We start from the raw sequence: 10,640 nt of genomic DNA, 5'->3' as shown, positions 1-10,640 counted from the left end.
GAGAAGGTTCAGTGTACGAGCAGCATTTTCGGCTTTCTTCGTACTTACATATAATACCATGTTTCTTGAGATAAATATAATCAATATGGGTCATGGTTCGACATAGTAATTAATGTGTTTTGGCTACCGCCAAAATACATTCTTACAAACTCTCACGCCGGGAAACCCGGACGCGCGTTCGCGCTTGCGTCTCCCCTTGGGAGAGGTTTGCGCTTAATTACTATATCTCACCACTCCCGCGCATTCATCCCACACTCCGTCTAGTGAGTGTGGGATGAATGCTGATCTAGCTAAAATTTACCCAAGCCTATTTTAGGCTTGGGTGTATTCAACAATAATTGTGAGAGTTACGAGTTACCAAAAAATTGTGAATAAAGGTAGTTAGCTAAACAGCACCACTGTTTCTGTTAAACAGAATCGCTATAGTTTTGAAAATTAGCTTTAAATCGTACACCAAACTCCAAATTTTTTGATACTCTAAATCCATGCGAATTACATCTTCAAAACTACGGACTTTAGAACGTCCATTTACTTGCCATTCGCCAGTCATACCGGGTTTAACATCTAAACGTTGCCACTCCGGTACTTCGTAGCGTTCCACTTCATCCGGCGTGGGTGGTCGAGTACCTACTAAACTCATCTCTCCTTTGAGGACGTTCCAAAATTGGGGTAGTTCATCAAGACTAGTTCGCCGTAAAAAGCGTCCTACCTTGGTAACTCTGGGATCATTCTCATTCTTGAAAAAAGCGCCTTGCACTTGGTTTTTGACTTGGGATTTCTTGGCTTCCGCATCTACACACATGGAACGGAATTTCCAAATCTCAAACCGCTTCCCCATCCAACCGCAGCGGGTTTGACTAAAGAAAATGGGGCCGGGATCGTTAATTTGAATAGCGATCGCAATCGGAATAAACAAAACTCCTGTAATTAATAAACCGATTATTGACCCCACAATGTCTAATAACCGTTTCATCCAAGATGCCACAGAAGGGTGAGTAGCGGGTAACTGCTCTACTTTCCGGGAAGTTGTCTTTCGGTTGTCTACTAAGTCTTGTTGCTCTATTAGCGATGGCTCATCCACCACATCTAGGGGAAAAACCTGATCCAATCCCGTGAGTTTTAGGACTGCCATTACTTGAGGTGTTACATTCCGCAGTGTTAATGTAATCTCTTTTGCTTGGGCGGATTTAAAATTACTGACCAAGGCACCTAAACCACTACTATCCATAAAAGTAGTTTGGTGAAAGTCAATAATGATTTGTTTGAGATGTGAATTGGGTTGGATTAAGTCTTGGCAGGTTTGCTTAAAGCTTAAAGCCTCCAGCACGCTCAACCGCGTAGGCACCTGGACTATAGCCGTATCGTTTAGGGAATTAACTGGAAAATCGACCTCTGTCGGTTGGCTAGTCATGAAGCTCTGCACTTTCGTTGCCATGTATAATATAATATCTGCCAAACATCATTTTGTCCGACAAAACTATCTAACCTAATATTAGAGTCAGTAGTAATCAGGACTAATCGCTATTTACCGGGGCTGAGATTGGAGATCGCCAGCGACGATTCACAATAGAACAAGAAGCCAAAAAACATCCTTGCTGTTGTGCCGACACAACGCGATCGCGTTGATCTCATCAAATGATTGCTAAAACTACGGTTACACCTACCGCACGCCTGATTGAGGTCTTTTCTGCCATTCAAGGGGAAGGACTGAATGTAGGGACACGTCAGATATTTATTCGTTTTGCTCTGTGTGATTTGCGCTGTCATTTTTGTGATAGCGCCCACACTTGGGATGCACCGGCTACTTGTCGGATAGAGCGATCGCCTGGATTGCGCGACTTTGAAATCCACTCTAACCCTGTTCCATTACCAATATTAATGGAATGGGTGGAACGACAAAACCTACCTTGTCTACACGATAGCATTAGCTTAACGGGGGGTGAACCGCTTCTTCATGCTCCATTTTTAATGCAGTTTCTACCCCAAGTGCGAGCCATAACTGGCCTACCTATATACTTAGAAACTGGCGGGCATCGCCCAGAACAACTGGCGATGATTCTCTCCTACTTAGACTCTGTTGGTATGGATTTCAAATTGCCCAGTGTTAGCGGCGAAAGTCATTGGCAAGAACATAGTAAATTTCTTCAATTATGTCATGATTCATATTTAAATGTTTTTGTCAAGATAATTGTGTCTCAAAACACAGATCCCGCCGAGTTAGAACGTTCAGCTTTGCTGGTGGCAGAGGTTAGTCCAGATATCCCAGTATTTCTACAACCTGTTACGCCTTTAGCAGTATCGGAACAATTTTCCCCAATACCTATGCTTGCACCTTTGAGCGATCAAGTTTTGACGTGGCAAGCTTTGATGAAGCGGTTTGTCAAGCACGTGCGCGTGATCCCCCAGACCCATAAAATGCTAAACCAGCTGTAAAATTTGAGTTTGATAAAGATATAGTCAAGAAAAAAGTAAGATATTATGAAAGGCGGTCAAGAGCCAAACACTCTTTGAGCGATATTTCCCTAACAGAAAATTAAGGAAAAGGTTAGTTGAGTTGTTGACAATTTCGTGTTATGTGAATCCGATTTGATTTTTGAAAAAGATTACGAGAAAATACGAAGAAATGCATCTGTCTCACAGCCAACAATGATAAATCAGTATTTAAAAGCCGCAATGCTCTCAGAGAAATTACTCAACAGGCGATCGCAAAATTATAGCAATCGCCAGTGTGGTTAGGACGACAGTTGTAGAAAATGGTCTATCGCATCCCGTAAACAATCAAACGCATCCAGACATTTGCGGATGCGATTTTTGAGCCATGCCTAACATTTCTCAATCTTGTTGAGGTCTGGAGAAGAAGGGTGCAAATACAGCACTTTACACCCCGCCTGCTCAATCAATGCCTCAATGCGACCCCCTTTGTGAAAAGTGGCATTATCAATTTACAATTTCAGTTCATAGATTAGTGAACGAGCAACCGGATTCTCTGATCGCTTTTCGGGATCACTCCATAGTCTAGTGTCATAAAACTGAACTGATTTTACTTGCTGGAGAGTGGGATAATTACTGCTAATTGCTTGCCAGAAGGAACTTACGTGTAGCTCTTTCTCAATTGTACTTTTTGTGTTTTTAGTTGGGTAAAAAACATACTTAGCTAAGGAATTAAACTTTACAGGCCCCATTTTTTTCTTAAAGTCTTTTAAATCAAAGGTGAGAAGCGCACCCGTTCCACTTAAAGGAACAACTTCTAGAATTTTTACTTTTGGACCTGAAATTTCCGAAAACGTTGGATAGCAGGCAAGTGGCCAACCCGCTGTTCTTTCAGTTAAACCCAATAGGCTATTGCCAATAATTAATGAAACAACGATAACTGTGAGTGCTTGCGAATAAATCGGTACTTGGAAATTTCGTTTTTTAGTCTCAGGAATCTCAGCTTTAATTAGACTACAAGTACGAGAATCAGCAACACGCCGATAAATATACTTACCAATCTCTGGTATAGGCCACACATACAGCAAAGGTAAAATCGGCCAGAAAATGGGTATGCGTGCTGCTATGACACGATAGGCGTTGTAACCCTTCCATGACCTTCTTTGGAGAACTGCGTGCATATCAGCCAATAGCGCCTGGGAGTCTAACCAGAGAAGATTGTGGGTGTTCCCAGCCTGCTAGTAGAAAATAGTATATAGTATTTTGCTGGGTGGGCAATACCCACCCAACCTACTTTTTGGTTTCTACAGTGCGCCCTCATCTGTAGCTCTAGATTTAGTTTTTGCCTTATTGGCACTGCGTTTGAGGGCAGATAGTCTTGCTTCGTATCTCGACCGTTGGCGTTTGTTAGGAGTGTTATCAATTAGGGTTTTCAAGGCGCTACCTAGACTCTTATAGGCATTGGGGAGACTATAACCAAAACGAGTTGCCAAAGCGATCGCTTTTTCATCAGCATTGAGCAATTCTTTTATTTGCTTTTCCCCATTATTCTTTTGGTACAGTCGCCAGCCTGACACACCACACAGCGACAAAGCTAACACCAACAGCAATCCATCTTGTACCCACAATTCGCCTACAGCGCCACCTAAACCGATGGCTAATGCTGCCATTTCCCAACCATCTTTGGGGATTGTGTCATTTTGAACGCGAGCAACTTCATGCCAGAACAGCAAATTACGCTGATCCATTGCGAGGTCATCCCATTTCACCAAGTCAATTTGAATTTCTACCTGGTCTTTACCAATTTCTTCGCAGCGAACCAGGGGTGGATTGACCTCAGTTGTGCCTTCAACCATGACCCAGCTTTGCAATTCTGGCGGTAGTAGGCCTTTTAACCGCCGGAGTTCACTCATTTCCGCTTTGGCAGAGGAGGTTGCATAGGATGTCATAAAATCCAGCCCTAAAAAATTTCAGTTATATAGTGAGGGTATCACTTTGGAGTATAGCTATTTAAGTGATGATCCGTTTCACTCGCCCTTAAAACTTCCTCGCTTTTTTCGCGCTTCCATTGCTTTTTCCAGCACATCTAGCAATCCTGGCGCTTCTTCTTGGATACTGAGTAACAGTCTTTCCCCAAGTTCTATATTCCCCGGATCAAAACCTGTTGCCATCACTTCTTTCAGGCGAGGTATCGCTATGCCATCCACAATCTGAATTAACCCACTCAGACAACGGTGAAATTGCCTTTCTGTGAGAATGGAATCCTCCAAAGGAAACTCAATAATGGCACGAATTTCGCCATCAGATGGATCATATTCCCATTGCAACATTTTGGTTTCCCAGGAAATGGCAAGCATTGTCTGTAGGATAGTTCCCTTGTGAGGATGGTCTTGAATTCCTGCCAGAACTTGAGGGGCAAATACCCGAAAAAATTTTCCCTCTTCATCCAATTGGACAACTATCAGGAAATCTTCTAGGTGATCAGCCTCCACACCTGTTATAATGCGGTCTTCTTTATCATCCAAACGGTAATCCCAACCAAGGTTGTCTAAATAGTTGGCAATCTGTTTGAGGTTAGCTCCCATAAAAGCCTCATAAGGAACGTGGAGCAGCTGTTAACAGACCTAGTTTAACCGGCTAGGGGTAGTTGTTTGGGTTAATGTGGCTACTTGCGATCGCATATGTGCAATTAGGGTATTGGGCACTTGTACTGAGCCTTGCCGTTGGCGCAGCTACCCTTTCTGAGGATGCTAAATCTAGCACAGAGGCTGGTAGAGTTTTATATTACAAGCAACAAACTGTTTTCACTGAATAATTGTAGTGAGCAATACATCTTTATTTTTTAGTAACTATGAAGTTTATGCGTAAATCAGCTTTAATTCTAGCGATCGCACCCCTAGTTTTTGCGATCGCGGCTTGTGGTGGAGAGTCAGGACAAACAGCAAATACAGCTAGCACTCCAGGCAGTCCAGCCGCACCAGTAACTCGAAATCGTTGGGATACCATCAAAAGCCGTGGTCAGTTAATTTGCGGTGTCAGTGGCGAAATTCCAGGGTTCAGCTTTGTGGGAACTGATGGTAAATACAGCGGCATCGATGTAGATATTTGCCGAGCGATCGCATCTGCTTTATTTGACAATCCAGATGCAGTAGAATTTCGCAATCTCAATTCCAAAGAGCGGTTTACAGCTTTGCAAACTGGGGAAGTAGACGTTCTCAGCCGTAATACTACTTGGACACTTAGTCGTGATAGTTCAGTTGGTCTAGAATTTGCCCCCGTTGTCTTTTATGATGGTCAAGCCTTAATGGTTCGCAAAAATAGCAGCATTAAGTCCCTGGCAAACTTGAAAGATAAAGCAATTTGCGTTCAAACTGGTACTACTACCGAACAAAACTTAGCAGACCAAATGCGAAAGAGAGGTATCACTTACAAACCTGTTGTGTTTGAAGACGTTAATGTTACCTTTGCTACTTATGCTCAAGGGCGTTGCGATGGCATTACAGCTGACCGTTCGGCATTGGTTTCTCGGCGCACGACTCTGCCCAAACCAGAAGATAATGAGATTCTTGAGGAAGTTATTTCTTCAGAACCCCTTGCACCAGCGATCGCCAAAGGAGATGCTAAGTTTGGTGATGCTCTCAAATGGGTGGTTTATTCCTTGGTAAAAGCTGAAGAGTTGGGCATTACTTCCCAGAATGTGGGTCAGTTCGCTACTAGTAACGACCCAGATATTAAGCGCTTTCTAGGAACAGAAGGCAACCTTGGGGAAGGACTTGGCTTAACAAACGACTTCGCAGCCAGAATAATCAAGCACGTCGGTAACTACGCCGAAATTTACGATCGCAACCTCGGCCCCAAGACAAAACTCAATCTAGCTCGTGGTCAAAATCAACTCTGGAGCAAAGGCGGACTGCTTTATTCTCCGCCGTTCCGGTAATGAGTAATGAGTAATGAGTAATGAGTTGGGAGAATAATTAATAACCCATGTCCAATGACAAATGATCAATGACAAATTGCCTATATGGCGTGATAATCGCTTTTGGCGCATTGCTTTGCAATTAGTTGCCGTATTTTTAGCAGCAGTTGTGGTAGTGATACTGTGGGGCAATCTTAACCGCAATTTGCGGCAATTGGGTATTCAGTTTGGATTTGATTTTCTCAAGCAACAGGCATCTTTTGATATTGGCGAGACGCTGATTACCTACAAACCGACTGACACCTACAGTCATGCCTTGTGGGTGGGGTTAATTAACTCCTTACGGGTGGCGATCGCCGGAATTTTTCTCACGACAATTGTGGGGGTAAGTGCTGGAATTGCACGACTTTCTGACAACTGGCTAGTGCGGAATATCAGTATGGTTTATGTGGAGGTTTTCCGCAATACACCCTTACTCCTGCAATTGCTATTTTGGTACTTTGCTGTTTTCCTCAGTTTTCCCAAAACAGAAAATAAGATATCTTTTTGGGGTTTTATTGGTGTTAGTCAAAATGGCTTAGAATTCCCTTGGTTTACTTTATCCCCAGAGTTTTCAGCCTTGCTATTGGGATTAACTTTTTACACAGGTGCGTTTATCGCTGAAATTGTCAGAGGTGGGATTCAATCAGTACCTAAAGGACAATGGGAAGCAGCGCGATCGCTAGGATTAAAACCAGGGTTGGTGATGCGGTTGGTGATTTTTCCCCAAGCTTTGCGGGTAATAATTCCACCGTTGACGAGTCAATATCTTAATTTGACAAAAAATACCAGTTTAGCGATCGCGATCGGCTACCCTGATATTTATTTTGTCGCCTCAACCACCTTTAACCAAACGGGGAAAGCCGTAGAAGTGATATTACTGATTATGCTTACCTATCTGATTCTCAGCTTGACTATTTCCGTAGCGATGAATTTGTTCAATCGCACTGTGCAAATTAAAGAGAGATGAGGGGGATGAGATGGATCGGGGACATGAAAAAGCAGTTGAGCCTTTGAGATCGGAAGTTGAGCCTTTGAGGCCGGAAGTTTGAGTCTTGACAAATGACAAATGACCAATGACAAATCCTCAATTAACTTGGCTACGTAAAAACCTATTCAGTACTTGGTACAACAGCTTGTTAACTGTTATCTGTTTAGTATTGCTGTTTTGGGTAGTGCGAGGAGTTCTAACTTGGGCAACAACTCAAGCACAATGGGCGGTAATTCAGGTTAATTTACGTTTATTTTTAGTTGGGAGATTTCCCCAAGCCCTGTATTGGCGAACTTGGATTGTGTTAGCGATCGCTTCGACTTTAGGCGCTATAACTGGAGGTGTATTTTTTAGTAAACAACAGTTAACATGGCGCAGAATTGCTTTTTTTACTTTCATAGTCGGCGTTTTGTTAGTTATTTTACCACTGGATTTTACATCCCGCCTTTGGTTATTGTTAATTGCAGTTTTGCTATTTGCAGGCTTTTGGCTTGGAGGAGAGTTTACTAAAGTACTAACTCCTTGGCTTTCTCTATTATGGTTATTATCTTTCCCCGTCATTCTCTGGCTAATTGGCGGTGGATTTGGATTGCAATCTGTATCTACAAATTTGTGGAACGGTTTGTTACTTACCCTACTAATGGCAGCAGTCAGTATTGTACTTTCCTTTCCCATTGGAGTTTTATTAGCTTTAGGACGCACAAGCGATTTGCCTGTAGTACGTTGGTTTTCTATTTTGTATATTGAAATCGTTAGGGGAGTACCACTTATTGGGATTTTATTCCTCGCTCAGGTAATGCTGCCGTTATTATTATCAGCAGATGTGCGTTTAGATCGGGTATTGCGAGCCATTGCTGGACTAGTATTCTTTAGTGCTGCTTACATGGCAGAAAACGTGCGCGGTGGACTCCAATCAGTTCCTCGCGGACAAATTGAAGCCGCCAAAGCACTAGGATTAAATACAGCCTTAGTGGTTTTATTAATTGTCCTACCTCAAGCTTTACGTGCTGTTATTCCTGCCCTTGTCGGTCAATTTATCGGCTTATTTAAAGACACTTCACTCTTATCTTTAGTGGGATTAGTAGAACTAACAGGTATTGCCCGCTCCATATTGGCACAACCACAGTTTCTTGGCCGCTATGCAGAAGTTTATCTATTTATTGGATTTATTTATTGGATATTTTGTTACTCGATGTCCTTGGCTTCTCGGCGGTTAGAAAGACAGTTAAGTTAGGAAATGGTTCTCTCTTAATTCTGACTCCTTTTCATCTTTTAACTTTTGCCTTGTTCGGTCAGTTATGTAATTTATTGTGCATCTAACCAAGTTTGTAAATCCGCCAAGCTGGTAAAATCCAATAGAGCAACGCTTAGATTCTCAAGCAGTGCTAACGGTAAATGAGAAATCATTGCTTGCATTTCCTCAGACAATTCTTGTCCAAGACACTTATTCAACAGTCGAACAATCAATTTAACCGTTGCCTCCTGTCGTCCTTCTTGTCGTCCTTCTTCCTTAATTTCTCGATAAACTCTCGTTTGCTGTAAAGTTATCCCTAACATGACTTCCACCTCCGCTCGGCTTAGTTGTTCAAATTTATAGACCATTATGGTCGTTATCAATTCTATTATGGCGCGACTTGATACTTGTGGTACTTCTTGACCTGTTCTAGTTAGCAAATACCTAGCTTCTTCTGGTGCTTGGTCTTCTTCTATCGTAGTTAGTACCATGAGTGCTAAACCCAAAGGTAATTGGCGAATATCTCCTAATTCGTCCAAGTAAACGCGATCCACTTGTTCGCTACTAAGAAATGCACGGTAGGGATAAGTATTACTTTGTTCAATACGGCGGGATGGGTAAATTACCACCGCTTGCCAATCACTGTATCTCACACGGTTGCGATAGAAGTACAATAACGACTCGGCAAATAGCCTTTCGTAGAGCATTTCATCTGTCTTGGAAAGTTGCTCTACTTGGGGAGACCCCATCGCTTTTAGCGTCTCCCCTTGGGAGAAGACCGCACTTTCCGCTTTTTGAAATTGAACTTCGCTGAAATATACAACCCCTGCATCAGCGGTATCAGGTGGAAGAAACACACCATCAATTTCAAATTTAGGACTTACACCACAAATTTTATTCATGACTGGTTTTGTGATGTTGTAGTATCGTTCTGGCAAAATATAAGATGCGCGATCGCGCTGTTAAATCTTACTAATTAAGGTTATTATTGATAGGCGATCGCAGCTATATAAAATCAGATATCTGCTGATTTTCACCCTATTACCTTGTCGCTAGGCATCGCTAATTTACTTGGTTAAATAATTCGGAGGTGCAAATCTGTGACAACAGAACAAAGACCAATAATTGTTGCTGAAGATGTTCACAAGTGGTATGGAAAATTCCACGCTCTCCAGGGCGTGAGCTTGACAGTCAATCGCAAAGAAGTAGTAGTATTAATGGGGCCATCTGGTTCAGGAAAATCTACCTTTATCCGCACATTTAATGCTCTAGAAGAATACCAAAAGGGAAGAATTGAAATCGACGGGATTACCCTCAGCCATGACTTGCGAAATATTGAAACAATTCGCCAAGAAGTGGGAATGGTATTTCAGCAATTTAATTTATTTCCTCATCTCACAGTGCTGCAAAATATTTCTTTAGCACCAATTTGGGTACGGCGATCGCCAAAGCCAAAAGCTGAAGAATTGGCAATGCAACTATTAGAAAGAGTGGGAATTTTAGAACAGGCGCAAAAATATCCAGGACAGTTATCTGGTGGACAACAGCAACGAGTAGCGATCGCTCGTGCTTTAGCCATGCAACCTAAAATTATGCTGTTTGACGAACCCACCTCAGCCTTAGATCCAGAAATGGTACGAGAAGTTTTGGATGTAATGCGAGGTCTTGCGCGTGATGGGATGACAATGGTAGTCGTCACCCATGAAGTTGGATTTGCTCGTGAAGTCGCCGACCGAGTTATTTTAATGGATAGCGGTTCCCTCGTTGAGTCAGCTACCCCCGACACCTTTTTTAACAACCCCAAAGAAGAAAGAACACGCAAATTTTTGTCGCAAATTCTCTCATAGAAATTCTTTATTTTGAATTTTGAATTGTTTACCCCTTTTGCCCCACAACTTCACACCAAGCTTGAGTAAAAAATCTATCTGGGTGCTGACTCCATTCCCATAAAGTACGGCTCATTCCTGTAAGCGATCGCTCATCAGTCTACTCCTTCGGCAAAGCTTGATCAACATTTTCTGAAGCCTCGA

11 protein-coding genes and 1 pseudogene are annotated in these 10,640 nt (G+C 42.5%); 6 read left to right on the top strand and 6 right to left on the bottom strand.

Annotated elements, in window-relative coordinates:
- Nucleotides 1-385 precede the first annotated feature (385 nt).
- Nucleotides 386-1,435, bottom strand: a complete 1,050-nt coding sequence (locus tag ACEW80_RS10925; protein WP_373526597.1) for an anti-sigma factor antagonist — start codon at nucleotides 1,433-1,435, stop codon at nucleotides 386-388.
- A gap of 200 nt (nucleotides 1,436-1,635) precedes the next feature.
- Between ACEW80_RS10925 and ACEW80_RS10920 the strand changes: the two genes are divergently transcribed.
- Nucleotides 1,636-2,433, top strand: coding sequence for a 7-carboxy-7-deazaguanine synthase QueE (locus ACEW80_RS10920; protein ID WP_373526595.1), 798 nt, complete (start codon nucleotides 1,636-1,638; stop codon nucleotides 2,431-2,433).
- Nucleotides 2,434-2,732: 299 nt separating this feature from the next.
- Here ACEW80_RS10920 and ACEW80_RS10915 read toward each other — a convergent pair.
- The 4 genes and pseudogenes from ACEW80_RS10915 to ACEW80_RS10900 all read right to left on the bottom strand — a co-directional run.
- Nucleotides 2,733-2,942, bottom strand: a pseudogene (locus tag ACEW80_RS10915) (transposase); the annotation flags it as partial.
- Nucleotides 2,943-3,611 (bottom strand): hypothetical protein, encoded by a 669-nt coding sequence (locus tag ACEW80_RS10910; RefSeq protein ID WP_373526594.1) that lies wholly within the window; start codon nucleotides 3,609-3,611, stop codon nucleotides 2,943-2,945.
- 123 nt (nucleotides 3,612-3,734) lie between these two features.
- Entirely contained in the window at nucleotides 3,735-4,379 is a 645-nt protein-coding gene (locus ACEW80_RS10905) for a DUF3318 domain-containing protein (RefSeq protein WP_373526593.1), read from the bottom strand.
- 78 nt (nucleotides 4,380-4,457) lie between these two features.
- A complete protein-coding gene (locus ACEW80_RS10900; RefSeq protein ID WP_373526592.1) occupies nucleotides 4,458-5,015 on the bottom strand; it encodes a hypothetical protein in 558 nt (185 codons plus the stop codon).
- 62 nt (nucleotides 5,016-5,077) lie between these two features.
- Between ACEW80_RS10900 and ACEW80_RS10895 the strand changes: the two genes are divergently transcribed.
- The 4 genes from ACEW80_RS10895 (at nucleotide 5,078) to ACEW80_RS10880 (ending at nucleotide 8,610) form a co-directional block, all read left to right on the top strand.
- Nucleotides 5,078-5,245 carry a hypothetical protein gene (locus ACEW80_RS10895; protein ID WP_373526591.1) on the top strand — a complete coding sequence of 56 codons (168 nt, stop codon included), beginning with the start codon at nucleotides 5,078-5,080 and terminating at the stop codon, nucleotides 5,243-5,245.
- 45 nt (nucleotides 5,246-5,290) lie between these two features.
- Nucleotides 5,291-6,367, top strand: coding sequence for an amino acid ABC transporter substrate-binding protein (locus ACEW80_RS10890; RefSeq protein WP_373526590.1), 1,077 nt, complete (start codon nucleotides 5,291-5,293; stop codon nucleotides 6,365-6,367).
- 61 nt (nucleotides 6,368-6,428) lie between these two features.
- Nucleotides 6,429-7,355 (top strand): amino acid ABC transporter permease, encoded by a 927-nt coding sequence (locus ACEW80_RS10885; RefSeq protein ID WP_373526589.1) that lies wholly within the window; start codon nucleotides 6,429-6,431, stop codon nucleotides 7,353-7,355.
- Between the two features lie 106 nt (nucleotides 7,356-7,461).
- Nucleotides 7,462-8,610, top strand: a complete 1,149-nt coding sequence (locus ACEW80_RS10880; protein WP_373526588.1) for an amino acid ABC transporter permease — start codon at nucleotides 7,462-7,464, stop codon at nucleotides 8,608-8,610.
- 71 nt (nucleotides 8,611-8,681) lie between these two features.
- On the opposite strand, the gene ACEW80_RS10875 is transcribed toward ACEW80_RS10880, so the two are convergent.
- On the bottom strand, nucleotides 8,682-9,512 hold the full coding sequence (locus ACEW80_RS10875) for a DUF2887 domain-containing protein (protein ID WP_373526587.1): 831 nt from the start codon (nucleotides 9,510-9,512) through the stop codon (nucleotides 8,682-8,684).
- A gap of 198 nt (nucleotides 9,513-9,710) precedes the next feature.
- Between ACEW80_RS10875 and ACEW80_RS10870 the strand changes: the two genes are divergently transcribed.
- A complete protein-coding gene (locus ACEW80_RS10870) occupies nucleotides 9,711-10,457 on the top strand; it encodes an amino acid ABC transporter ATP-binding protein (RefSeq protein WP_373526586.1) in 747 nt (248 codons plus the stop codon).
- Nucleotides 10,458-10,640: the final 183 nt, after the last annotated feature.

This window comes from Nostoc sp. (genome assembly GCF_041747015.1).
In the GTDB taxonomy this organism is placed as follows: domain Bacteria; phylum Cyanobacteriota; class Cyanobacteriia; order Cyanobacteriales; family Nostocaceae; genus Nostoc.
This window is presented reverse-complemented; position numbering and strand designations above follow the sequence as displayed.